Annotated in this window: 22 protein-coding genes, 1 tRNA gene and 1 riboswitch; of the genes, 14 read left to right on the forward strand and 9 right to left on the reverse strand. The window is 62.7% G+C overall.

The genetic code is table 11. The features are described 5' to 3' along the window. Both MESOP_RS32520 and MESOP_RS32525 read right to left on the reverse strand, forming a co-directional pair. Complete coding sequence (locus MESOP_RS32520; protein ID WP_013897245.1) at positions 1–660, reverse strand: response regulator transcription factor; 660 nt, start codon at positions 658–660, stop codon at positions 1–3. Between the two features lie 127 nt (positions 661–787). Then, the gene (locus MESOP_RS32525) at positions 788–1,222 is read right to left on the reverse strand and encodes a hypothetical protein (protein WP_013897246.1); all 435 of its coding nucleotides are present in this window, start codon (positions 1,220–1,222) and stop codon (positions 788–790) included. A gap of 163 nt (positions 1,223–1,385) precedes the next feature. Between MESOP_RS32525 and MESOP_RS32530 the strand changes: the two genes are divergently transcribed. Both MESOP_RS32530 and MESOP_RS32535 read left to right on the forward strand, forming a co-directional pair. Beyond that, positions 1,386–1,736, forward strand: coding sequence for a DUF952 domain-containing protein (locus MESOP_RS32530; RefSeq protein WP_041165157.1), 351 nt, complete (start codon positions 1,386–1,388; stop codon positions 1,734–1,736). Beyond that, the gene (locus tag MESOP_RS32535; protein ID WP_013897248.1) at positions 1,733–2,812 is read left to right on the forward strand and encodes a quinone-dependent dihydroorotate dehydrogenase; all 1,080 of its coding nucleotides are present in this window, start codon (positions 1,733–1,735) and stop codon (positions 2,810–2,812) included. The genes MESOP_RS32530 and MESOP_RS32535 overlap by 4 nt, the downstream gene beginning before the upstream one ends. Here the strand turns inward: MESOP_RS32535 and MESOP_RS32540 are convergent. Continuing rightward, the gene (locus tag MESOP_RS32540; protein WP_013897249.1) at positions 2,805–4,145 is read right to left on the reverse strand and encodes an MATE family efflux transporter; all 1,341 of its coding nucleotides are present in this window, start codon (positions 4,143–4,145) and stop codon (positions 2,805–2,807) included. The two genes, MESOP_RS32535 and MESOP_RS32540, sit on opposite strands and share 8 nt — an antisense overlap. A 131-nt stretch (positions 4,146–4,276) precedes the next feature. On the opposite strand from MESOP_RS32540, the gene MESOP_RS32545 reads away from it, so the two are divergent. Next, a complete protein-coding gene (locus MESOP_RS32545; protein WP_013897250.1) occupies positions 4,277–5,173 on the forward strand; it encodes a histone deacetylase family protein in 897 nt (298 codons plus the stop codon). A gap of 19 nt (positions 5,174–5,192) precedes the next feature. Here MESOP_RS32545 and MESOP_RS32550 read toward each other — a convergent pair whose 3' ends face one another. Continuing rightward, positions 5,193–5,456: a DUF6460 domain-containing protein gene (locus tag MESOP_RS32550; RefSeq protein WP_013897251.1), complete on the reverse strand. Its 264-nt coding sequence runs from the start codon at positions 5,454–5,456 to the stop codon at positions 5,193–5,195. A gap of 229 nt (positions 5,457–5,685) precedes the next feature. Between MESOP_RS32550 and MESOP_RS32555 the strand changes: the two genes are divergently transcribed. The 5 genes from MESOP_RS32555 to MESOP_RS32575 all read left to right on the forward strand — a co-directional run bounded on the left by MESOP_RS32555 (position 5,686) and on the right by MESOP_RS32575 (position 11,039). Next, on the forward strand, positions 5,686–6,714 hold the full coding sequence (locus MESOP_RS32555) for a glycosyltransferase family 2 protein (protein ID WP_013897252.1): 1,029 nt from the start codon (positions 5,686–5,688) through the stop codon (positions 6,712–6,714). 29 nt (positions 6,715–6,743) lie between these two features. Beyond that, positions 6,744–7,199 carry a GtrA family protein gene (locus tag MESOP_RS32560; RefSeq protein WP_013897253.1) on the forward strand — a complete coding sequence of 152 codons (456 nt, stop codon included), beginning with the start codon at positions 6,744–6,746 and terminating at the stop codon, positions 7,197–7,199. Between the two features lie 49 nt (positions 7,200–7,248). Then, positions 7,249–8,739, forward strand: coding sequence for a hypothetical protein (locus MESOP_RS32565; protein ID WP_013897254.1), 1,491 nt, complete (start codon positions 7,249–7,251; stop codon positions 8,737–8,739). Positions 8,740–8,974: 235 nt separating this feature from the next. Beyond that, positions 8,975–10,942, forward strand: a complete 1,968-nt coding sequence (locus tag MESOP_RS32570; protein WP_013897255.1) for an acyltransferase family protein — start codon at positions 8,975–8,977, stop codon at positions 10,940–10,942. Between the two features lie 23 nt (positions 10,943–10,965). Beyond that, a tRNA-Gly gene (locus MESOP_RS32575) sits at positions 10,966–11,039 on the forward strand. 62 nt (positions 11,040–11,101) lie between these two features. Here the strand turns inward: MESOP_RS32575 and MESOP_RS32580 are convergent. Together MESOP_RS32580 and MESOP_RS32590 are read right to left on the reverse strand one after the other, a co-directional pair. Then, positions 11,102–11,863: a Stf0 family sulfotransferase gene (locus MESOP_RS32580; RefSeq protein WP_013897256.1), complete on the reverse strand. Its 762-nt coding sequence runs from the start codon at positions 11,861–11,863 to the stop codon at positions 11,102–11,104. A 715-nt stretch (positions 11,864–12,578) separates the two neighbouring features. After that, positions 12,579–13,568 carry a LysR family transcriptional regulator gene (locus MESOP_RS32590; protein WP_013897258.1) on the reverse strand — a complete coding sequence of 330 codons (990 nt, stop codon included), beginning with the start codon at positions 13,566–13,568 and terminating at the stop codon, positions 12,579–12,581. A 288-nt stretch (positions 13,569–13,856) separates the two neighbouring features. Here MESOP_RS32590 and chvE point away from each other — a divergent pair, with 288 nt between their 5' ends. From chvE to araD1, 4 genes are all read left to right on the forward strand, one after another. After that, positions 13,857–14,927, forward strand: coding sequence for a multiple monosaccharide ABC transporter substrate-binding protein (gene chvE, locus MESOP_RS32595; RefSeq protein ID WP_041164438.1), 1,071 nt, complete (start codon positions 13,857–13,859; stop codon positions 14,925–14,927). Positions 14,928–15,026: 99 nt separating this feature from the next. Continuing rightward, positions 15,027–16,559 (forward strand): multiple monosaccharide ABC transporter ATP-binding protein, encoded by a 1,533-nt coding sequence (mmsA, locus tag MESOP_RS32600; RefSeq protein ID WP_013897260.1) that lies wholly within the window; start codon positions 15,027–15,029, stop codon positions 16,557–16,559. Further along, positions 16,556–17,842, forward strand: a complete 1,287-nt coding sequence (gene mmsB / locus MESOP_RS32605) for a multiple monosaccharide ABC transporter permease (protein ID WP_013897261.1) — start codon at positions 16,556–16,558, stop codon at positions 17,840–17,842. Before mmsA ends, mmsB begins: the two co-directional genes overlap by 4 nt. A gap of 292 nt (positions 17,843–18,134) precedes the next feature. Beyond that, on the forward strand, positions 18,135–19,127 hold the full coding sequence (gene araD1 / locus MESOP_RS32610) for an AraD1 family protein (RefSeq protein ID WP_013897262.1): 993 nt from the start codon (positions 18,135–18,137) through the stop codon (positions 19,125–19,127). 195 nt (positions 19,128–19,322) lie between these two features. Here araD1 and MESOP_RS32615 read toward each other — a convergent pair whose 3' ends face one another. Then, on the reverse strand, positions 19,323–20,096 hold the full coding sequence (locus MESOP_RS32615; protein ID WP_049802485.1) for an ABC transporter substrate-binding protein: 774 nt from the start codon (positions 20,094–20,096) through the stop codon (positions 19,323–19,325). Between the two features lie 99 nt (positions 20,097–20,195). Then, positions 20,196–21,290 (reverse strand): 2'-deoxycytidine 5'-triphosphate deaminase, encoded by a 1,095-nt coding sequence (locus MESOP_RS32620; RefSeq protein ID WP_013897264.1) that lies wholly within the window; start codon positions 21,288–21,290, stop codon positions 20,196–20,198. An 88-nt stretch (positions 21,291–21,378) separates the two neighbouring features. Continuing rightward, positions 21,379–21,456: riboswitch (SAM riboswitch) on the forward strand. Between the two features lie 55 nt (positions 21,457–21,511). Here MESOP_RS32620 and MESOP_RS32625 point away from each other — a divergent pair. After that, positions 21,512–22,702: an O-succinylhomoserine sulfhydrylase gene (locus tag MESOP_RS32625; protein WP_013897265.1), complete on the forward strand. Its 1,191-nt coding sequence runs from the start codon at positions 21,512–21,514 to the stop codon at positions 22,700–22,702. Between the two features lie 36 nt (positions 22,703–22,738). Here the strand turns inward: MESOP_RS32625 and MESOP_RS32630 are convergent, their stop codons facing one another. Then, the gene (locus MESOP_RS32630; RefSeq protein ID WP_013897266.1) at positions 22,739–23,890 is read right to left on the reverse strand and encodes a ceramide glucosyltransferase; all 1,152 of its coding nucleotides are present in this window, start codon (positions 23,888–23,890) and stop codon (positions 22,739–22,741) included. A 225-nt stretch (positions 23,891–24,115) separates the two neighbouring features. On the opposite strand from MESOP_RS32630, the gene apaG reads away from it, so the two are divergent. Then, entirely contained in the window at positions 24,116–24,508 is a 393-nt protein-coding gene (apaG, locus tag MESOP_RS32635; RefSeq protein ID WP_013897267.1) for a Co2+/Mg2+ efflux protein ApaG, read from the forward strand. The last annotated feature ends 39 nt before the right edge of the window (positions 24,509–24,547 follow it).

Consider the following 24,547-nt stretch of genomic DNA (forward strand, 5'->3'; position numbering starts at 1 on the left):
TCAGCTCGTCGGCTGCAGCGGGTCGCCGCCGATCTTGGATAGCAGAATCACCGCCTGGGTGCGGCTGTCGACGCCGAGCTTCTGCAGGATGGCCGAGACATGCGCCTTGATGGTCGCCTCGGAGACGCCGAGTTCATAGGCGATCTGCTTGTTGAGCAGGCCTTCCGCCAGCATGCCGAGCACCCGGGTCTGCTGCGGCGTCAGCGCCTGCAGCCGCTTGATCAGGTCGGAGATTTCGGGATCGCGCTCGACGCCGAGATCGATGCCGACGGGTGCCGCGATGTCGCCGGCAAGCACCGACTGCACCGCATTGCGGATCTCCTCCATGCTGGCCGATTTGGAGATGAAGCCGGAAGCACCGAGATCGAGCGCGCGCCTGATCGTCGCCGGGTCATCATGCGCCGAGACCACGACCAGCGGCACCGACGGATGGACGCCGCGCAGCGAAACCAGGCCGGAGAGACCGCTGGCGCCCGGCATCGACAGGTCGAGCAGCACCAGATCGACGTCCTCATTGGCCACGACCAGCGCCTTGGCGCTTTCGAAGTCGCCGGCCTCGTGGATGGCGGCGACATTGCCGATGCCGGCGAGCGCCTCGCGCAGCGCGCCGCGAAACAGCGGATGATCGTCGGCGATGACGAAAGAATAGCCTGACGGCAAATGTCCCTCCCCGAATCCCCGATGATTTTTTAAGCTTTTTCCGGGGCAAGTTGGACGATTATGAGGGGCGGCGCGCTGTTTTCAAGCGGCAAAGCCAGCGCGCCGCGTTTTCCCTTGTCTATAGCGCTCAGGTCTTCTGCGAGTTGAGCTCGGCACCGTCACCCTTGTCCTTATCCATATCCTTGACGATGCCCATGAAGCCGCGCAGGAAGCGCTCCATGTAGCTCATCGTCTTGTTGAATTCCTCCTCGCTCGGCAGCTTCGATTCGAGCCGGGCGGAGAGCGAATTTTCCAGCTTGGTGACGCGCTCGTCCAGCGCCTTCATCGAGGTCTGCAAGCGGTCGACCTCGTCCTGGAACGCGGCGCGCTCGTCGGCCGCCATCTTGCAGACGAGCTGCCCGGAGCGTTCCTCGCAGATCGACATCGCGCCGGTCTGGGTGTCCATGCGGATATAGCCGGTGGCCGACTTTTCCAGCCGGTAGCGGTCGGTTTCTTCCGAATATGCCGAAGCCGCGACCAGCGAAACGAGCGCGGCGGGGATCAAGATGTGCTGCAGACGCATGTTGTCCTCCATGGCCAAAGCCTGAAATATCGCATCTTTGCGCCGGAAATGGGGAAGACCCTTGGCGTGGCCTTTCCCGCACGGCTGGTTCCGACTCGTTTTGACGCAATTCCGGACGGAAAACCGTTTCACACTTGTCCTGGAATTGCTCTATAGCGCAACCATGTCTCAGTTTATCTACAAGATAACCCCGCAAGCGGCGTGGCGCGAGGCCGAAACCAATGGCCGCTTCACTGGTGCCGCGATCGATGTCGCCGACGGCTTCATCCACTTCTCCACGGCGTCGCAGGTCAGGGAAACAGCGGCAAAACATTTTTCCGGCCAGACGGATCTTCTTCTGGTCGCCATCGACGACGCCAGCCTGGGCGATGCCCTGAAATACGAAGTCTCGCGCGGCGGCGCGCTGTTCCCGCATCTTTACGGCGTGCTGGACCTGAAAGCGGTCAAGTGGGTCGAGCCATTGCCGCTCGGCGCCGACGGCACCCACCAATTCCCGCCGCTGGAGGGGCAATGAGCGTGCTCGACCGGCTCGGCCAGAAGCTGCTGTTCACCTTCGATCCGGAAACAGCGCATGGCCTGTCGATCGCGGCGCTGCGCTGCGGCCTGCCAGTTGGCGCGCGGATCGTACGCGACGTCAGCTTGAAGGTCAGCCTCTGCGGTCTCGATTTCCCGAACCCGCTCGGCATGGCGGCCGGCTATGACAAGAACGCCGAGGTGCCCGATGCGCTGCTTGGCCTCGGTTTCGGCTTTGCCGAGGTCGGCACGGTCACGCCGCTGCCGCAGGCCGGCAACCCGAAGCCGCGCATCTTCCGGCTGACGGGTGACGAAGCGGTGGTCAACCGTCTGGGCTTCAACAATGAAGGTCATGCGGCTGCCGAAAAACGCCTCGCCGCCCGCAAGGGACGTGGCGGCATCGTCGGGGTCAACATCGGCGCCAACAAGGACACCGCCGACCGCATCGGCGATTATGAGCGCGGCGTCGCCCGCTTTGCGCCCTATGCCAGCTATCTCACCGTCAACATCTCCTCGCCCAACACGCCGGGTCTGCGCAACATGCAGGCGCGCGAACAGCTCGGCGAACTTTTGTCGCGGGTCATGGCCGCACGCGCCGCGGCGTCCGCACAGCCGCCGGTCTTCCTGAAGATCGCGCCGGACCTGGTCGAGGCCGAACTGGAGGACATCGCCGCGGAGGTGACCGAGAAGCGGATCGACGGCGTCATCGTCTCCAACACAACCATTTCGCGACCGGCCTTGCGCAGCGGCGACGTTGCGCGCGAGACGGGTGGGCTGTCGGGCAAGCCGCTGTTCGAACGCTCGACCATCGTGCTGGCGAAAATGCGCCGGCTGCTCGGCCCCGAGAGGACCATCATAGGCGTTGGCGGCGTCGATACTACGGACGCCGCACTGGAGAAAATCCGCGCGGGTGCCGATCTCGTCCAGCTCTACACCAGCATGATCTATGCCGGTCCTGCGCTGCCGGCCCGCATTATTGCAGGGATGGCAAGCTTCATGGAAAAAGGGCGGCTCAAGTCGATCCGTGAATTGCGCGACAGCAATCTCGATCGGTGGGCGTCGAAGCCACTCAGCTGAACGCCGTGCGCATTCGCAGTTGCAGAATCGTCAGCAGGCTGAAGCCGCGCGCGAGCAGGAAGACGTGCAGCGCCGCCCATAGGCCGTGATTGCCGAAGGCCGGCGCCAGGGTCAGCAGCGCGGCAGCGAAAACCAGGAACGACAACAGCATCATGTTGCGCATGTCGCGCGACCAGGTTGCGCCGATGAAGACGCCGTCCATCTGGAACGCCAGCACGCCGCTCAGCGCGGTGAATGCCGCCCACGGCAGGTAGATGTCGGCCACGGAGCGGACCTCCTGCGATGTCGTGACGACGGCGACCAGATCGGCGCCGGCCAACAGAAGCACCAGCGTCGCGGCCCCGGCCAGCCCAAAACCCCAGAACAGCGTCAGCCGCACCGCCTGACGGAAGGGCTGCTCCGCGCGTGCACCGACGGCGCGGCCGGCGAGCTGTTCGGCGGCGGTGGCGAAACCGTCGAGGAAATAGCCGGCGACGAGGAAGAAATTCATCAACACCGCATTGGCGGCCAGCGTCACGGTGCCGAACTGCGCGCCCTGGCGCGTGAACAGCGCGAAGGCGGCAAGCAGCGAGAACGAGCGGATCATGATGTCGCGGTTGAGCGACATCATGCGCAGGAAGGCGGACATGTCGAGCAGGCGATGGCGCGGCAAGGGCGGCGCCGTCCGGAACCGCCTGATAACGATGGCCAGACCGAGCAGCATGGCCAGGAATTCGCCACTGACGGTCGCCCAGGCGACGCCGGCGACGCCCCAGCCAAGTTCCAGTCCGAGCAGGAAGCAGAGCGCGATGTTGATGCCGTTGAGCACCAGTTGCAGCACCAGCCCAAGCCCGCCCTCGCCGCGGCCCAGCACATAGCCAAGGATGGCGTAGTTGATCAGCGAGAAGGGCGCGGCGAGCAGCCTGATCCTGATATAGACGCCCATCGCCTCGCTGACGCGCGGTCCGGCATCCATGAACCACTGGCCGCCGACGGCGATCAACGGCGAAAGTGCCGCCATTACGATGCCGGCGACGACCGCGATCAGCACCGCGCGCCAGAACACCGCCTGTTCCTCAAGCGGGTCGCCACGCCCGAAAGCCTGGGCGACGAGGCCGGTGGTGCCGGAGCGCAGGAAATTGAGGCTGGTGAAGACGACGTCGAAGACCAGCGCGCCCGCCGCCAGGCCGCCGAGCAAGGCGGCATCGCCGAACTGGCCGATCACGGCCGTATCGACCAGGCCGAGCATCGGGGTCGTCAGATAGGCAAGCGTCATCGGCACCGCGATGGCGAGCACGGAACGGTTGGTGACGACGAAAGGTCTCGCGTCGGCTGTGGTCGCGCCCTTGTCCAAGGATTGCTGCCTTGCTGATTGCGGCTTGATCGAGCGTCCGATGTGCCCCATTTTCCTGCCACCGCGCAATCACCCTTGCCGCGACGGCCAACCGAAATCCCGGTCTGGCGCGAGCCCGCCGGACCCAGTCCATGCCCCTGCAGATCGTCCACCATCCCGACTACGACGCCGGTTTCGCCGTCAACCACCGCTTTCCGATGAGCAAGTATCCGCTGCTGATGGAGGCCTTGCGCGCACGCGGCCTGGCCGGCGCGCTCAACACGGCGGAGCCCGCGTCGGCATCATGGCTGAAGCTTGCCCATGCGGCCGATTATGTCGATCAAGTCATCGGCTGTTTTGTGCCGGAAAAAATCGAGCGTGAGATCGGCTTTCCGATCGGCCCGCGAGTTTCACGTCGCGCGCAGCTTGCAACGGGCGGCACTATACTGGCGGCTCGGCTCGCCTTGCGCCACGGCATCGCCTGCAACACCGCCGGCGGCAGCCATCATGCGCGGCGCGCGCAAGGTGCCGGCTTCTGCACCTTCAACGATGTCGCCGTTGCCGCGCTGATGCTGCTTGCGGAGGGCGCCGCGCACAACATCCTTGTCATCGATCTCGACGTGCATCAGGGCGACGGGACGGCGGACATTCTGGGCGATGAACCACGCGCGTTCACATTTTCCATGCATGGCGACCGCAACTACCCGGTTCGCAAGATCGCATCCGACCTCGATGTCGCGCTGCCCGACGGCACCGGCGATGCAGCCTATCTCGAAAGGCTCGCCGCGATCCTGCCGGAACTGTCGGCCATGCGGCATTGGGACATCGTTTTCTACAATGCCGGCGTCGACGTCCATGCGCAGGACCGGCTTGGCAGGCTGGCGCTTTCCGACAACGGCCTGCGCAGCCGCGACGAGATGGTGATCGGCCATTTTCGCGCAAACGGCATCCCCGTCTGCGGTGTCGTCGGCGGCGGTTATTCCACGGATGTGCCGGCACTTGCCGCGCGCCACGCCATCCTGTTCGAGGCCGCCTCGGGCTACGCCTGACGAACTTTTCGAGCATGGCCTACTTCCGGTAGTTGGCGATCCTGAGCAGGATGAAGGCCGGAACCACAATCGCGGCGCCGAGCAGGATATAGCCAAGGAAGCGGTCGATGGCGCGGAAGCCCAGGTTCCAGAGATCCATGAAGAACTTCTGGATGCCATAGAAGACATCCATCGGCGACCAGCCGAAGGCATTCATGACAAGGCCGACGAGGAACGAGACCACCAGCAGCTTCAGGATCACCCTGAACGGCGAGTCGCCGAGAAAACGCGTCAGTGCGGACAAGGCCGTCTCCCGATTGAGATGCCCAGACTCACAGGCACTGCCCAGAGATACGTGCTTGGCGGCCATCCATCAAGCTGGCGCGGTCTGCACGGCAGAACCTGCCGCGTTGAACCGTGACCGTTGGCGGCGCCGAACCCGGTGACCGGCCGACAACCCATCCATTGGCCTGTGACTTATCTGTTTTCTAACCAATTGCCGCTATTGCCGTTCCAAGAGCGGGAGCCAGGCTTTGGCGGGAACAGGAAAAATCGGCGCGCACCGCACAGTCATGCTGTCGGTCGTGGTGCCATGCTACAATGAGCGCGACGGCGTGGCGGAGCTTCATCGACGCGTCAGTGCCGCATGCCTCGAGCAAAGCCCTTCCTACGAGATCGTGCTTATCATCGACGGGGCGACCGACGGCACCCGCGAGGCCATTTTCGAACTGGCCGAAAAGGACGACCATGTGGTCGCCATCGACCTTGCCCGCAATTACGGCCATCAGATCGCGCTCAGCGCCGGGCTGGAATTCTGCCGCGGCGAGCGCATCCTCATTCTGGACGCCGACCTCCAGGATCCGCCCGAACTGCTCGGCGCCATGATGGCGAAGATGGATGAAGGCTTCGACGTCGTCTACGGCCAGAGGGTGAAGCGCGACGGCGAGAGCTGGTTCAAGCTGGCTTCCGCCTCGATGTTCTATCGCTTGCTGGGCCGGATGGTCGATGTCGAGATCGCGCAGGATTCGGGAGACTTCCGGCTGATGAGCCGCCGCGCGGTGGACCATTTGAACGCGATGCCCGAGCGCTACAGGTTCATTCGCGGCATGGTGAGCTGGATCGGGCTGAGGCAGGTCGCCTTCGCCTATGAAAGGCACCGGCGGTTTGCCGGCACCACCCACTATCCGTTGAAGAAGATGGTTCTTCTGGCGGTCGACGCGATGACCAGCTTTTCGATCGTGCCTTTGCGGTTCGCCTCGCTGCTGGGGATGATGTTCGGCGTACTCGGGCTGGTCGTGCTCGGCTATACGCTGTTCGAATGGTCCAGGGGCAACGTGGTGCCCGGCTGGACGAGCCTTGCCGCGATCATGCTGATCATGGGTAGTGTGCAGCTTCTGGTGCTCGGCATATTCGGCGAGTATCTCGGCCGCATGTATATGGAGACCAAGCGACGGCCGCTCTACTTCGTCAACGAAATCGTTTCGCGCGACCAGCCCGCCAAGGACAGCGACCTGCCCGTCCACCGCCTGCAGGAGATGGCGAAAAGGGCCGCGCGTGGTTGAGAAGGTCGACCGGATGCAACGGGAACGGCATGGACAGGATGCGGTCGGCTCTTCCGTCTGATTTCTCGCGGATGCTGCGCTTTGGCGCCGTCGGGCTGCTCAACACGGCGCTTGGATATACGCTCATCCTGGCCGGGCTGTGGCTGGGGCTGGGCGACATCGTCTCCAACGCGGCAGGCTACGCAGCAGGCCTCACCCTCGGCTTTTTCCTCAATCGCCGATGGACATTCACAGCCGCCGGCGGCTTTCGCCCCGGCACAGCCGTTCGATACGCGATCACCTTCATTGTCGCCTATAGCGCCAATCTGGGCATAGTGATCGCCGCAATGTCCGCCGGCATCATCGAAAACCCGTTCGTCCATCTGGCTGGAAACTGCCTCTACACCGTCATCTTCTATCTCGGCTCGTCCCGTTTCGTCTTCGTCGGCGGCGCGGATGATGCCGTGGCCGCAACGAATGCGAAATGGCCTGGAGTTGCGACATGACACAGGCCGCAGCGATCGCGACGGCGACGCCGTCGCTGGGAGCCGTGACATGACACAGGCCACTGCGATCGTGACGGCGACGCCGTCACTTGGGAACGCGCAACGCATCAGACTGATATTCTGCCTTCTCTGCGCCTGCGTCGTGGCCTATGTGCTCACCGCCTTCGCCGGCGCGATCCTGCAGGATCCCGACAATTGGTGGCAAGTGAAGGTCGGGCTGGACTTCCTGGCAAACCGGACGTTTCCAACCGTCGACCCCTATTCCTATACGTTCGCCGGTCAGCCCTGGATCGCCAAGGAATGGCTGGGGCAGGTGCTTCTGGCCCTTGCCTACGGTGCGGGCGGCTGGAATGGCGTCGTCACGCTGATCATCGCCACCGTCGGCCTGACGGTCTTCCTGATGGGATGGTTCCTCAGCGCCTGGCTGAAGCCGATCCTGGCGATAGCGCTGGCCTTCGCGGCCGCTTTCCTGGTCGCTCCGATCTATACGGCGCGCCCGCATGTCTTCACCCTGCCGATCATCGTCGTCTGGACGGCAATGCTGTTTCGCGCCGCGCATGAAGAGAAAGCCCCGCCCCTGTGGCTGCTCGTGCTTGTCGTCTTGTGGGCAAACCTGCACGCCACCTTCACCCTGAGCTTCGTCATCGCTGGATTCGCCGGACTGGAGCTGCTGTCACGGATCGGCCTGTCGAAGCCGGCGCTTCTGGCAAAATGGGTTGCGTTCGGACTGCTCTGCCCACTGGTCAGCCTGATGCATCCCTATGGGGTGAAGGCCATCCTGGCCACATTCACCGTCGCCTATGGCAACGAGGCGGTGCCGCTCATCCTGGAGTGGCGCCCATTCAATGCCCAGGAGCACCTCTTCCAGGAAGCGGTGATGCTGCTGGCGCTTTTCGGGCTTTTGGTGTCGAGGCTCCGGATCGGCTGGGCCAAGGCGTTGTTCATCGTCTTCGCCTTGCATGTCTATCTCAGCCATATGCGATTTGTGTATCTGCCCTTCCTGTTGATTCCCCTGGTGATCGCGGTCGAGGTCGCGCGGCAGTATCCATCGCTCTCAACCACGACCTGGTTGGCGGCAGGACGTGACGGGCTGGAAAAGCTCTTCGCCAGCCGATTCCATGTGCTCTGCGGGACCATGGCTGTATTGCTGGTCGGCGCGGTCTTGATCCTCGGCAGCGTCTATCAGGTCGCACCGAGTCCGAAGACATCGGCCAGCGGCGCCCTGGCATTCGCCGGGGATCACCACCTCACAGGCAACGTGCTGAACTCCTACAATTTCGGCGGCACGCTGATTTTCCATGACATCAAGACCTATATCGACGGCAGGACGGACCAGCTGTTCCTGGGCGGGTTCACGAAAACCGATGAAGCGACGGGCAAGAGCGACGGCAAACCACTGCTCGAGGCCCAGCTGAAAAAATACGCTGTTGGCTGGGCGCTGCTTACAGCCGACGATACCCGCATCCCGTTCTTCGCGGAATTGGGCTGGAAGCGGGCCTATGCGGACGACTATGCCGTGATCTACCTGCCCGGCGCCTGATTTTTACAGCGATTTTTCAACGCCGATCTTTCAACGCCTGCGCCAATCGGCTTCATCAATCGAACACCGGTTTGCCTTGACACCGATGTTGCAGTGCAGCAAAGTTGCGCGACAGAGGGTAGATCCGTGCGATCAGCAAACCGGTATTTTTCGCAATATCAGGACGTCGCCGCATGAGCACTGCAGCAAGCTGCGGCAAGCCAATATCGCCGACCCCATCATCCGGACCGGCCAAATGAACTACAGGCGCGACATCGACGGTCTGCGGGCGATCGCGGTGCTGCCTGTCGTGCTCTTCCATTTCGGCTTGTCCGCCATCCCCGGCGGCTTCACCGGCGTCGACATCTTCTTCGTCATATCGGGCTATCTGATCAGCGGCAGCCTGCTCGACGATCTCGAGCGCGGCCAGTTCTCGATCGGCCGCTTCTACTGGCGCCGTGCGCGCCGCATCCTGCCGGCGCTGACCTTCGTCATCGTGCTGGCGAGCATTGCTGCCTGGTTCATCCTTCTGCCGACGGATCTCCACGAATTCAGCCTCAGCGTGATCGCGGCCTCGACCTTCTGGTCGAACATCTATTTCTGGAAGACGACCAACTATTTCTCCATCGATGCCGCCCTGCGGCCGCTGCTGCACACATGGTCGCTTTCGGTCGAGGAGCAGTACTACATCTTCGCGCCGATCCTTGTGTATCTGATCTACCGCTACGCCTCGAAACGCTGGCTGACGATATTGCTGCCGATCGCCATCGGCAGCTTTGCCGTCGCGGTCATGGCAACCACGCTGGCGCCGACCGCCGGCTTCTATCTCTTGCCGACACGGGTCTGGGAACTGGCGCTGGGCGCCATGCTGATGCTGAAAAGGCCTCCGGCGCTTGCCAACCGGCTGGCGATGGAACTGATCGGCCTGGCCGGCTTTGTCCTTGTCGCGGCCGGTTTCCTGACGATTTCGGAAAGCGACCCGTTTCCGGGCTACAATGCCCTGATGCCCTGCGTGGGAACGGCGCTGCTCATCTATGCCGGCACGGACCGCGCGGGCGCGGAAGGGCCGGCACCCATCGCCACCCGCGTGCTTCGGTTCGCCCCGCTGGTCTGGGTCGGCCTCATTTCCTATTCGCTCTACCTGGTCCACTGGCCGATCAACTCGTTCGTCCACTATCTCTCCCTGAAGGCCATCGGCGTGCCGACGATCGTCGCGATGACGGTGGGCAGCTTCGCCCTGGCGACGTTCTCCTGGAAATATGTCGAGCAACCCTTTCGCCAGAAACGGGCGTTCACCGCCCCTTTGCCCATCTTCGCCTTTTCGGCGACGGCGATCGCGCTGCTGTGCGTCGTTGGCCTGACTGGTGCGCTGGGCGACGGTTTTCCGCAACGGTTCCCGGATTTTTCGACCGAACGGATTCGCGTCGGCGACTGGCGCAACGGCGTCTGTTTCAATGAAGGCGGGACCCGGATCGAGACCTGGAACCTCGCCGACTGCACCCGCACGGAGGGCTTTGCCACCAATGTGCTGCTGTGGGGCGATTCCTTTGCAGCCCATTATGTTTCGGGGCTTGAGGCCAACGCCCAGAAAGTCCAGGCCAACGTCATCCAATACACCTATGCCGGCTGTCCACCGGACCTCAGCTATTTTTCCTATGCCCGGCCGGCCTGCACCCGCTTCAACGAACGGGCCCTGTCGATCATCCGGGATGCCAATATCCAGGCGGTGATCCTGAGCGGCCGTTGGAGCGACTACCAGATCAGGGGCTTCGATGGCCTGCAGAAGACGATCGACCGGCTTCGCGAAATGGGCGTCAAGGTCTATGTCATCGGCCAGTCTCCGGAATTCGTCGCCGACGTCCAGAAAATCGCCTTCTTCGCGACGCGGGAGCATGCCACGAACACGTCCTGGCCGATGGCCATGGATCCGGACATCAACAAGCGAGTGCTGCCATTCGTCAAAGGCGCTGATTTCATCGACCCGCTGGCCTATCTGTGCGACGCGGCCGGCTGTTCCTATGCCGATGCAGGCACCAGGCAATTTCTCTACTTCGACTACGGCCATTTCTCGACCGCCGGAGCGGCGCTCGCCATCTCGAAATACTGGCCGAGCTTTGCCGCGAGCAACGAAGTCGCGAAGGCAAAAGGGCAATCCGCAGGCCATGGACCCGCGGAACCGCCGCAACTTGCGACGGGAGCCGGTTTGCGATTGCCCGGAGGCTAATCCTCATGGTAACGAGGCGCTGCGCGGGTATGATGTAATGGTAGCCTGTCAGCTTCCCAAGCTGAACGCGCGGGTTCGATTCCCGCTACCCGCTCCAGCATATGTCCCAAGGGTTTTGCGCCTGATTTGGATCCGAAAACCAGTGGGTGCGCGGCAAGTCTAAGCCTGGCCTATTCGCATCTGCTTCTTGAGAAGGAACCGGGTGAAGTTCTCGAAGTTGCGCGGCGCCACCTGTTCGGGGAGGTGGGCCAGCACGTCTCCGGATCGGGCGTCGTCCTGGAAACGCTCCACCCACTCTTCGGTATGCGTGTCCCGCTGCAACCGCAAATTCGTCTTGAACTCGCAGTCGGGCATCTCAACCGATAATTGCCGGGCAACCGATGCGACGTAGGGACGGGGATCATCCAGCAGATCTTCGTAGAAGAAATGGTCGTGTGGCAAATCAGCGAGGCGCAAGTAGGCCTCCCAGAAGGCATAGCTCTGCTCGATCAGGAAATAGGCCCGGCAGATACCGGCGAAGTCGTATTGCGGAACCAGATCCGCGCGATCCATCGTGCTTCTCCAACCGCCAGACGCCTTTGCCCGGCAGTAGGAAATCGCCTGACGAAGGCGGTCCCGCCGCTCCAGCAGGATCAAACCCATGGTATGGCGCCGGACACATTCGGCAAGGAAGTCGGCTCCATATTTCGCCTGCGACCAGTGAAGGTGGCGTGGAAACAGTTTTACGGCGAACCTGCCATTCGCGGTCCCGCCGCGATCGATGACGGCAGACAGGAGTTCATCGAAGGATTTCGGCTTGAAACCCAGATTGGCCGTGTCGAGCCATTCGGCCGAGTTGCCTAACAATCCGGTGCTGTTTGCGAGGCTGCCAAGCCATTCGGAGCCGCTACGGGCCTCGGTCAGTATCGCCACACCCTTCATGCGTGCCGGTTGCCCCCTGCCTGTAAGCGTATGGCCGGCATTGCGGGATACGGTTCTGCGCCTCGATGGCTCCTCGGCATGGTCACCTCCGTCTAACAACAGGTCAATTAGTAATCTCTAATATGATTCCGTCAATTCGATCTTCGGCTAAGCAGGCCGGCCAATTCCGTCGCTGCGTGCGACACACAGGTCTGGCCCCTGCATACGTCCCCAATCAAGAAGGAGCCCGGCCACCGCAGCGGTGGCCGGCCTTCAACTCGCGGTCCGTTATAGCCAGATGCCGACCCAGACGCGCTCACGCCAGCAGCGGACACGGCGACGGCCATGGCGCCAATAACGACGGCACACCCTTCTCCAGACGCGACGCCGTCCCCCACGGCGGTGGTGGCGATAGTAGCGACGATGCCAACGGCGATGGGAGACCTGCTCCACCTCGACTTGGTCGTCGCCTTCGAAGACAGCCGGATCCGGCTTGTCCAATTCATCGAGAATTCCGTTACCGTTGCCTTGGGGAATACCGGCAACCGCGCGGCCGGGTCCGGCTACGCTGGCAAACGCAACTGCCCCCGCAACGCCAAGCATTCCAGTGAGAAATAACCGACGTTCCATCAAAGCCTCCAGAATTGTTGACTACCGGCGCCTCGTTCCCTCGCCCAAAACGGGCTCCAGCAAGCATGCCGACTGGATTGAACGCGCGAGCTCGATTCGCGTTCCATCATCCCACTTCGCGCAGGATAAAATCGTGCAGCATCTTGGCGGCCGGCGACAGCACGCGGTTCTTGACCGTGATCAGGCTGTAGGGCCTGACCTCGATGTCGAACTCGGTCTGGACGACGTCGATGGCGCCAGCGAGTCCGTCGGGATTCTGGATGAATTTCGCGACCTGTATCGAGACCGGGGCGATGGCGTCGGACTGCGCGACCATGACCAGCGTCAAGAGCAGCGAGCTGGTGTTGAGGATGCGATCCGGAAGCGCGATGTTGCGGTTGAGGAAATTGCTCTCCATCGCCTGGCGCAAGGGCGAACCGCCCGATTGGAAGACCCAGTCATAGGCGGCGGTATCTTCCAGCCGCACCACGCTGGCCCTGGTGAGCGGGTGGCCGCGGCGCACGATCAGGCAGGCTTTCTCGACGCCGATGACACGGGATTCGAACAGCCGTGGGTTCAGGTCGTCAGGAATGCGCGCAATGATGAAATCATGGCGCGTGGCAATAAGTTCGCGCGCCAGTACATTCGAGGTCTCGACCTGCATGGTGATCTCGATGCGCGGATAGATGCGGCGAATTTCGCGAATCGCCGGCACCGCCAGTTCGATCGCCGGCGCCGTCACGGCACCCAGGAACACCGAGCCGCCCTTGCCCGCCTTGAGCTCGGAGATCTCGCGATCGACCTCGCGCATCTCCAGCAGGATCGAGCGCGCACGCCTCGCCAGCGCCTTGCCGTAAGGCGTCAGCGTGACGCCGCGCGGCAGCCTTTCGCACAGCTTGACCTCCAGCACCGCCTCCATCTCGGCGATCATGCGCGAAGCCGCCGGTTGCGAGATGTTCATGACCTGGGCAGCCGCGCTCACCCGACCGTGATCGTCCAGGGCCACGATCATGCGCATGTGACGCAGGCTGAGACCGCTGCGCAGCAGGGTCTCGCCGTCACCGGGCAGCTCGTTGTAACCCTCTGAAATTCCACCGGGATTGCGCAATGTCGCCATGAATGTCCCTAACTCGCCAATATCGTGTTCCTGGATCCAACATATATCAGTCCCGGTATAGCAACCATCAAAGATCGCATTTGACAGTTATGGCAAAGAGCCACACCCTTCGCGCGTTCCGAGACGTGACAGTCGCCGACGATGAAATCGTATCGATTGAAATCAGCGGTTCGGGACCATGGGAGGATACCGGAGATCGATATGACGGCAGCAGTGCCTTGGCGCTTCTGCACGATTGCGCGGCCCGCGACCCCCGGGGTGCCGCGTCCATCAAACAGGGAGAGTTATGTGAAAATCATCAAGACACTGGCCGCAGTCGCGGCGCTTGGCATCGCTGCCATGACCTACTCGGCACACGCAGCCGACAAGGGTCTTGTCGGCGTGCTGATGCCGACCAAGACTTCGCAGCGCTGGATCAATGACGGCGACGCCGTCAAGTCCCAGCTCGAGGCTCTTGGCTACACCGTTGACCTGCAGTACGCGCAGGACGACATCCCCAACCAGCTCAGCCAGCTGGAAAACGAAATCACCAAGGGTCCGAAGGCGCTGATCATCGCCTCGATCGACGGCACCACGCTCTCGGATGCCTTGCAGAAGGCCGCTGACGCGGGCGTCGTCGTCGTCGCCTATGACCGCCTGATCAAGAAGACCGCCAATGTCGACTACTACACCACCTTCGACAATTTCGGCGTCGGCGTGATCCAGGCGAATTCGCTGGTCAAGGGCCTCAAGGAACGCTTCCCGAACACCAAGCCGTGGAACGTCGAGCTGTTCGGCGGCTCGCCGGACGACAACAACGCCTTCTTCTTCTACAATGGCGCGATCTCCGTCCTGCAGCCGCTGATCGACGACGGCTCGATCAAGATCAAGTCCGGCCAGATGGGCATGGACAAGGTCGGCACGCTGCGTTGGCTCGCCGCCACCGCCCAGGCGCGCATGGACAACCTCCTGTCGGCCAACTATTCGGACGGCAGCCGCGTCGACGGCGTTCTTTCGCCCTATGACGGCCTGTCGCGCGGCATCACCGCCTCGCTGCGCGCCGTTGGTTACGGCACGGACGCACAGCCTTGGCCGATCGTGACCGGTCAGGACGCCGAGACCGCTTCGGTCAAGCTGATCATCACGGGCGAGCAGTACTCGACCGTGTTCAAGGACACCCGCGACCTGGCCAAGGCCACTGTCGGTCTGGTCGACAAGGTGCTCTCGGGCGGCAAGCCTGACGGCCTCGACACCAAGACCTACAACAACGACGTCAAGGTCGTTCCCTCGATCCTGTTGACGCCGCACGAAGTCGACAAGTCGAACTACCAGAAGCTGGTCGTCGACTCCGGCTACATCAAGGCCGAAGACCTGAATTAATTTCGGTTGCAAAGCCAGGGGTCCTGCGCAACGCAGGGCCCCTTTTCGTTCACCAGCGACCCCGGTATTGTTGCGGACCTCGCAGGAGAATTATTGCCCATGACCTCGACGATTTTGGAGATGCGCGACATCACCAAGACGTTCCCCGGCGTGAAGGCGCTGTCGAACGTCAACCTCAGCGTCGAGGAAGGCGAGATCCACGCCGTGGTCGGAGAGAACGGCGCTGGCAAGTCGACGCTGATGAAGGTCCTGTCGGGCGTCTATCCCGCAGGCACCTATGACGGCCAGATCATTTTTCAGGATCAGGAATGCCAGTTCAAAGGCATCCATGACAGCGAACACAAGGGCATCGTCATCATCCACCAGGAGCTTGCGCTGGTACCGATGCTGTCGATCACCGAAAATATCTTCCTCGGCAACGAACACGCCCGCCACGGCGTCATCGACTGGGATGCCAACGAGGCGCGCACCGCCGCCCTGTTGAAGAAGGTGGGCCTCAAGGAGGACCCCAAGACACTGATCACCAATATCGGCGTCGGCAAGCAGCAGTTGGTCGAAATCGCCAAGGCGCTGAGCAAGGACGTCAAGCTTTTGATCCTCGATGAGCCGACCGCGTCGCTCAGCGAAAAAGACAGCCAGGCGCTGCTCGATCTTCTGCTCGAATTCAAGCGGCAAGGCATGACCTCGATCCTGATCTCGCACAAGCTCAACGAGATCAACCGGGTCGCCGACAAGGTGACGGTCATCCGTGACGGACGCACCATCGAGACGCTGGCCAAGAAAGATATCAGCGAAGATCGTATCATCACCTCGATGGTCGGCCGTTCGCTCGATGACCGCTATCCGCCGCGCGAGCCCAAGATCGGCGAAGTCGTGTTCGAGGTGAAGAACTGGTCGGTCTATCACCCGCTCCATGCCGAACGGCAGGTGATCAAGGGCATCGACATCAATGTGCGCAAGGGCGAGGTGGTCGGCATTGCCGGGCTGATGGGCGCCGGGCGCACCGAATTCGCCATGAGCCTTTTCGGCCGCTCCTATGGCCGCCGCATCACCGGCGAGGTGCTGCTCAAGGGCAAGCCGGTCGATGTCTCCTCGGTAAGCAAGGCGGTCCAACACGGCATTGCCTACGTCACCGAGGACCGCAAGACATACGGTCTCAACCTCATCGACCATATCAAGCACAACATAACGCTTGCCAATCTCGGCGGCGTGTCGCGCCACAGCGTCATTGACGACATGCGCGAGCTCGCCGTTGCCAACGACTATCGCAAGAAGACCAATATCCGTGCGTCCAGTGTCTATCAGTTGACCGGCAACCTTTCCGGTGGCAACCAGCAGAAGGTGGTGCTGTCGAAATGGCTGTTCGCCGACCCTGACGTGCTGATCCTCGACGAACCGACGCGCGGCATCGACGTCGGTGCCAAATACGAAATCTACACGATCATCGCGCGGCTTGCCTCGGAAGGTAAGGCGATCGTGGTCATCTCGTCGGAAATGCCGGAATTGCTCGGGATTACCGACCGCATCTACGTCATGAACGAAGGACGCATCGTGGGCGAAATGCCCGCGGCGGACGCGAGCCAGGAAAAAATAATGCGCGCCATCGTCCGGGGAGAAGGAAAAGCAGCATGAGCACCGATAGCGCCCCCGCCCCACAGGGCAACATCGCCGAAGAACAGCGTCCACGCATCGCCGTGTCGGCGCTGGCGACGAACTTACGCGAATACGGCCTGATTATCGCGCTGATCGTCATCATGCTGTTCTTCCAGTTCACCACCTCGGGAACGCTGTTCAAGCCGGTCAACCTCAGCAACCTGGTGCAGCAGAACTCGTTCATCATCGTGATGGCGCTGGGCATGCTGCTGGTCATCGTATCGGGCTATATCGACCTCAGCGTCGGGTCGGTCGCCGGTTTTATCGGCGCGCTGGCGGCAAACATGATGGTTATCTGGCAGCTCGGACCGCTCAGCAATCCGCTGGTGGTTTCGATCATCTGCCTGATCGTGGGCGGCCTGATCGGCGCGGCGCAAGGCTATTGGATCGCCTATCACCGGATACCGAGCTTCATCGTCACGCTGGCCGGCATGCTGATCTTCCGCGGCATCTGCCAGGCGCTGCTGGGTGGCGGCTCCTCGGTGGGACCACTGCCGGGCGACTTCAAAATGCTCAGCTCCGGCTTCATCCCGGACGTGATCGGTCCGCTGACGCTTGTCCCGCCGGTAGTGAACGCGGCCGGCAAGACCATCCTGGGCAGCGGCGTGACCCTGCACATGACGACGGTCGTGCTCGGCCTGATCGCCGTGCTGGCCTATGCCTATTTCGGGGTGAGGACGCGGCGCAAGCGCGAACGCCACGGCTACGAGGCCGAGCCCTTCCCGCTGTTCGTCATCAAGACGCTGGTCGCCAGCGCGCTGGCACTGTTCCTGGTCTATGAGTTCGCCAGCTACCGGGGCCTGCCGGTGGTGCTGCTCGTCATGGGCGTGCTGATCACGCTGTTCGTCTTCGTCACCAAGCGCATGACCATCGGCCGCCGCATCTACGCGATGGGCGGCAATCCCAAGGCGGCGCAGCTGTCGGGCATCAACACCGAGCGGCTGACTTTGCTGGTGTTCATCAATATGGGCGTGCTGTCGGCGCTCGGCGGCTTGATCATCGCGGCACGCCTCGGCCAGGCCGTGCCGGCGGCAGGCCTGGGCAGCGAGCTCGACGTCATCGCCGCCGTCTTCATCGGCGGCGCCTCGGCGATGGGCGGCGTCGGCCAGGTCATCGGCGCCGTGGTCGGCGGCTTCATCATGGGCGTGATGAACAACGGCATGTCGATCATGGGCGTCAATGTTGACTGGCAGCAGGTGGTCAAAGGCCTGGTGCTGCTCGGCGCCGTGATCTTCGACGTCTACAACAAGAACAAGGCCTGACACGAGCAATTCCAGGAAAGGCGCGTCGCGGTTTTCCCACAGGAATTGCGTAGGAGCAAAAATACTGGGAGCGGGTCGAACCGCTCCAGCAAGGGCAACGAGGAAGGCATACGGGTCACATCGCGGCGCTGCCGGCAACCCGCCGGCATGAAGAAGTTCCCTCCAGGAACCAGGCCCCGCGAGCGCAATCCGAACGGAGAATTTCACCCGTGGCACGGACGACGTTCCGGCCGCGCTTGGGAAGGTTTGCCGCACCGGCAGCCATGCCAAGGCACATGAGAGAGGATTGATCATGCTGATCTCGCAGATTCTCGACGACGCCGAGACCATTCGTGTCGTTGCCCGCAGCGGCGGCAAGACCCGGATCATCAACGGGGCGCGCAGCGTCTATTCGCTGGCGATGGAGGCTGCCCGCACCGGCGTCGGCCTCGTCGCGCTGATCGAGCGCAAGGGACTTGGCGAGACGGTCGATATCGACGCCGCCTACAAGAAGGGGCGGCTCCTGTCGCCGATCAATCACCCCGATCCGGCGCACCTGCATCTGACCGGCACCGGGCTGACCCATCTCGGTTCGGCCGCGACGCGCGATTCCATGCACAAGAAGCTCAGCACCGACGGCGAGGAGCAGCTCACCGATTCCATGAAGATGTTCCGCATGGGCCTGGAAGGCGGCAAGCCCGCGAAAGGCCAGACCGGCGTGCAGCCGGAATGGTTCTACAAGGGCAACGGCACGATGGCCGTGGCGCCGGGTGCCGCGCTCCTGTCACCGGCCTTCGCCAAGGACGCCGGCGAGGAACCCGAGGTGGCAGGCATCTATGTCATCGGCGACGATGGCGCCCCATTCCGCGTCGGCTTCACGCTGTCGAACGAGTTTTCCGACCACGTGACCGAGCGCGTCAACTATCTCTTCCTCGCCCATTCCAAGCTGCGCAACGCCTCCTTCGGACCCGAGATCCTGATCGGAGACCTGCCATCGGACATCCGCGGCACGTCACGTATCGTGCGCGACGGCAAGACGCTGTGGGAAAAGCCGTTCCTGTCGGGCGAAGCGAACATGTCGCACACCATCGGCAATCTCGAACATCACCACTTCAAATACTCGGCCTTCCGTCAGCCGGGCGACGTGCATGTGCACATGTTCGGCACGGCGACGCTGTCCTTCGCCGACGGCGTCAAGACCGAAGCCGGCGACGTATTCGAGATCGAGGCTGGGGACTTCGGCTTGCCGCTGCGCAACCCGCTCGAGATTGAACAGCCGGTGAAGGTGGCGGTCAAGGCGTTGTGATGGAGTGATCTCCCCCCTTGTGGGGGAGATGGCCGGCAGGCCAGAGGGGGGCGCTGTCCCGCCAGCGTCTCAATCGAAACGATTCTGCCTTCAGGCTATTCCCCGTATTTTGAAGAAAGGCCGCGATCCTTCGCGCTCCCCTCTGCCCTGCCGGGCATCTCCCCCACGAGGGGGGAGATTGGCAGCGTCAACCCCTCAATAAATATCGAAGTCGAAATACTTGGCCTGGATCTTCTTGTAGGTGCCGTCGGCGACGATGGCGTCGATGGCCGCGTTGAGCTTGTCGCGCAGTGCGGTGTCTTCGAGGCGCACGGCGATGCCGGCTTGCGTTTCGGTGCCCTTGACGTCGCCGACCAACTTGCAGCAGCCGTCGCTCGCCTTCTTCATCCAGTCCATCAGCACAAACTTGTCCGAGATCACAGCGTCAAGACGGCCGTTCTGCAGGTCGGTGATCGCTTCCTCCTGGGTCGGGTAGAGCTTTGCCTCCGCGCCTGCCTTGCCATAGACGTCCTGGTCATAGGTGGCCTGGGTGGTCGAAGCCTGGGCGCCGACGGTCTTGCCGGCAAGTGCCGCCGGTTCGGTGGAGGCGATGTCGCTGTCCTTCAAGGCGACCAGGGCGAGCGGCGTCGTATAGTATTTGTTGGTGAACGCCACCTGCTTCTTGCGCTCTTCGGTGATGCTCATCGAGGCGATGATGGCGTCGAACTTCTTGGCCTGCAGGGCGGGGATGATGCCATCCCAGTCCTGGGTGACGATTTCGCACTCGACCTTCATCTGCGCGCACAGCGCATTGGCGATGTCGATGTCGAAGCCGACAACCTTGCCGTCAGAGGTGATGGTGTTGAACGGCGGATAAGCACCCTCGGTGCCGATTTTCAATTTCTCGGCAGCCTGCGCCGACAGAGAGCCGGCCGCCATCGCCAACATGGCTGCGCCTGCCGCCGATAGGATCCATTTTGAAATCTGCATTTTCTCGTTCCCCTTGAACGCCGCATCCCGGCGACCGACAAGCCAGCCAAGCATGATGTGCCAGCGCAGGCAAGTATTTTACCTGGTGGTAATCGGAGCTCAGCGCGCAGGGCGGAAATGCTTGGACAGCTTCAGGCCCTGCGCCTGGTAGTTGGAGCCGAGATCGGTGCCGTAGAGCGCCTGCGGCCGCTTCAGCATGTGCTCGTAGACCAGCCGGCCGACGATCTGGCCGTGGTCGAGGATGAACGGCACTTCGTGGCTGCGCACTTCGAGCACCGCCCTGCTGCCGGTGCCGCCGGACGCCGAATGGCCGAAGCCCGGATCGAAGAAGCCAGCATAGTGAACACGGAATTCACCGACGAGCGGATCGAAGGGCGTCATCTCGGCGGCATAGAGCGGCGGCACATGCACCGCTTCCTGGCTGACGAGGATGTAGAACTCGTCGGGATCGAGCACCAGTTCGCCGGCGCCGCTCTTGTGGATCGGCTCCCAGAAGTCGACGACATCCTGCGCGGCGCGCTTGTCGACGTCGACCAGACCGGTGTGATGCTTGCCGCGATAGCCGACCAGGCCATCCTTGTCGCCGTTGAGGTCGATCGACAGTGCGATGCCGCCGCCGGAAATGTTCGGCGGTTCGGTGGCGACCAGCATCTCGGCACGGTGCAGCTCATGCAATTCGGCTTCCGAGAGCAGTGCATTGCCGGTGCGGAAGCGGATCTGCGACAGGCGCGAACCGGTGCGCGCGACGATCGGGAAGGTGCGCGGGCTGACTTCCAGATAGAGCGGACCGTTGTAGCCGGCGGCGATCTTGTCGAACTCGTGGCCGCGGTCGGTCATCACACGGGTGAAGATGTCGAGCCGGCCGGTCGAGCTCTTCGGGTTGGCCGAGGCCGAAATGTCGGCTGGCAGCGCCAGGCTTTCGAGCAGCGGCACGATGTAGACGCAGCCGGTTTCCAGCACAGCGCCTTCGACAAGATTGATCTCGTGCAGCTTCAGGCGATCGAGCTTGTCCGAAACCGTGTGGTTGGGGCCCGGCAGGAAGGAAGCCCGCACCCGCCAGGCCTTGTCGCCGAGCCTGAGATCGAGGCTCGCCGGCTGGATTTGGTCGGCGTCGAGCGAGCGCGGCGACTTCAGCGCGCCGGACTGGAACAGCGCCGCAATGTCCTGATCGGGAAGAATGCCTGTCTGCCGCAAGGCTGCGCTCCTGGCCGACGATTTTCTTGTCGCACAAACCTCTTAATGAAGCCGGCAATTGACGCAAGTGTGGGACGGGTCTAAAGGGTCGTTATCCCGTGGTGATTTGGCCGGTCGGCTTGCAGCCACGTTAAACAAGTCGCTAAAGGACCGTTGGCCGCAAGGCCGTATGGACCGGTTGCGACTTTCGCGGCCGGTTTTTTTGTGTCTGGAACAAAGCAATGAGCAACAAGAAGCGCGACTGGAAGCCACAGACAGCCCTCGTTCACGGCGGAACCCTGCGTTCCCAATTCGGCGAGACGTCGGAAGCAATGTACCTCACGCAGGGCTATGTCTACGAGACGGCGCAGGCGGCGGAGGCCCGTTTCAAGGGCGAGGAACCAGGCTTCATCTATTCGCGCTACGCCAATCCGACCGTCGACATGTTCGAAAAGCGCATGTGTGCGCTGGAGGGCGCCGAGGATGCGCGCGCCACGGCGTCGGGCATGGCGGCGGTGACGGCGGCGCTCTTGTGCAGCGTCAAGGCCGGCGACCATATCGTTGCGGCGCGCGCGCTGTTCGGCTCCTGCCGCTGGGTGGTCGAGACGCTGGCGCCGCGATATGGCATCGAAGCGACGCTGGTCGACGGCACCGACATCGCCAACTGGGAAAAGGCTGTCAAGCCCAACACCAAGCTGTTCTTCCTGGAAAGCCCGACCAACCCGACGCTGGAAGTGGTCGACATATCAGCCGTCGCGGCACTTGCCAATTCAATCGGTGCGCGGCTCGTCGTCGACAATGTCTTCGCCACGCCCCTGCAGCAGAAGCCGCTGCAGCTCGGCGCCCACATTGTCGTCTATTCGGCCACCAAGCACATCGACGGCCAGGGGCGTTGCCTGGGTGGCGTTATCCTGTCGGACAAGAAGTGGATCGACGAGAACCTGCACGACTATTTCCGCCACACCGGCCCCAGCCTGTCGCCGTTCAATGCCTGGACGCTGCTGAAGGGACTGGAGACGCTGCCGGTGCGCGTGCGCCAGCAGACGGAAAGCGCCGGCAGGATCGCCGATTTCCTCGCCGGGCAGCCGCAGATCGCCCGCGTCATCTATCCCGGCCGCGCCGACCACCCGCAGGCGGATATCGTCAAGAAGCAGATGTCCGGCGGCTCGACGCTGATCTGCCTCGACGTCAAGGGCGGCAAGCAGGCGGCCTTCGCCTTGCAGAATGCGCTGGACATCGTTCTGATCTCGAACAATCTCGGCGATGCCAAGAGCCTGATCACCCATCCGGCGACGACGACGCACAAGAATTTGAGCGACGAGGCCCGGACCGAACTTGGCATCGGGCCAGGTACGCTCAGGCTGTCGGTCGGCCTGGAGGATACCGACGACCTTCTGGAAGACATCGCGCAGGCGTTGAGGGCAGCCAAATAGGGAAGACAGTCCGGTAGGTCCGTCGAGCAGGCGCGGTCAGGCGCTTGACGGCGTCTCCTCCAGTTCTGCCGCCTTGGTGCGGATGGTCATCGCGTTGCCGCGCCAGTCGACGGCGCCGCCGAGCCAGCCGCGCGTCCACATCGCCGGCAGGATCAGGTCGCGCACCATGATTGCCGCGACCATGCGCGGCGACAGGTACCAGCCCTTGGACCAGGCCAGAGCGCACTCCGGAAGATAGAAGGCCGCCAACACGGCAAGCGCGGTCGCCCAGAGGCTGAAGCCGGCGCTCGCCGCCGCGACCAGCGCAAGCGCCAGCGGCACCACAGCGCCAGTCAGGACTTCGGGCGTGAAGAACAGCGGGAAGGTGACACGGCGCAGGCGCGCCCAGCGGGCCTGGCGCGACCAGATCTCGCCAAGCCTGCGCCGGCCGAGCGGCTGCTCGAAGGGCGAAGCGACGAGATTGACGCGCAGGCCGAGGCCGTTCACCAGCTTGGTCGCGGCGGCGTCCTCGGCGATCTCGGCCGCCAGCGCGCGAATGCCGCCGCTGGCATCCAGCATCGGCTTGTTCCACAGCATGCTCTTGCCCTGGGCAAAGCCAAGGCCGAGCGCCTCGCCGGCATATTGCCAGCGGGCCTGCAGCGTGTTGAGAAAGGCGCATTCGACCTCGGCCCAAAAACCGTCGGGACGCGAGCCGATTGGCGTCGAGCAGACAAGGCCGGTATCGGCTCGCCACGCCGCCATCAAATGCTGGATGTAGTCCCTGGGCATCAGCACGTTGGAGTCTGCAAGAACGACCCAGTTGTGGCGCGCCGCTTCCCAGCCCTTGACGCAGTTGTTGAGTTTGGGATTGGCGCTGACGCGGTCGTCCCCGATCAAAAGCCGGGCTGGCACTTTGGGAAACCGGGCAATCGCCCTGTTTATCAGTTTGACGACCGGATCGTCGGCATGGGCGACGCAGAAGATCAGCTCGTAGCGCGGCCAGTCGAGCGAGAAGGCGCGTTCCAGTGTCTCGTGCGTGAACGGCTCGACACCACGCGATGGTATGACAATCGACACCGGCTGCGATTTGCCGCCGGGCGGGGCGATCGTGGTTCGCCGCTTCAGCTGTGAAGCGGCAAGCGAAATGCTGGCGGCGTTTGAGAGAATGAGAGCAGTCGAAAGCGAGGCGGCTATGAGAGTGAGTTCCATCGAGATCTGGTCACTCCAGAAAAGCCGGCCGTCTTTATGGCCGTTTTCAACAGTTCGACAGAGCGTCGAGTCGCCCGCTTGGCGCACACCACCATTGTCCTGTGTCACTTAAATGACATTCTTTGCCGGCACCTGCGTTTCAAGACCAGGCGCGACAAGACGCGCACGTTGACCCGGCCGCCGGGAGCGCCGAAAGTTCTGCTGGAGATTGTTTTGGAGCCGCTCATGTATCGCGCCGTCACGCGCAACATCGAAGTGCAGGTCAGGCCGTTCTATCTCGAGGACCGCTCGGATCCTTCGGAGAACCGCTATGTCTGGGGCTATCAGATAACGATCGACAATCAGTCGGACGAGTTCGTGCAGCTTCTATCGCGTTATTGGCACATCACCGACGGCACCGGCCGGGTCGAGGAAGTGAGTGGGCCGGGCGTCGTCGGCGACCAGCCTGAACTCAATCCCGGCGACAGCTATCAGTATACGTCCGGCTGCCCGCTCTCGACCCCGTCAGGGATCATGGTCGGCCGCTACACGATGCGCAACAAGCGCGGCGAGACCTTCGACATCGCCATCCCGGCATTTTCGCTCGACCTGCCGGGGACCAGGCGGACGGTGAATTAGCGTCTTTCTCCCCGTCCTGCGGGGAGAAAGACGCTTCCT

Source organism: Mesorhizobium opportunistum WSM2075 (genome assembly GCF_000176035.2).
GTDB classification, from domain to species: domain Bacteria; phylum Pseudomonadota; class Alphaproteobacteria; order Rhizobiales; family Rhizobiaceae; genus Mesorhizobium; species Mesorhizobium opportunistum.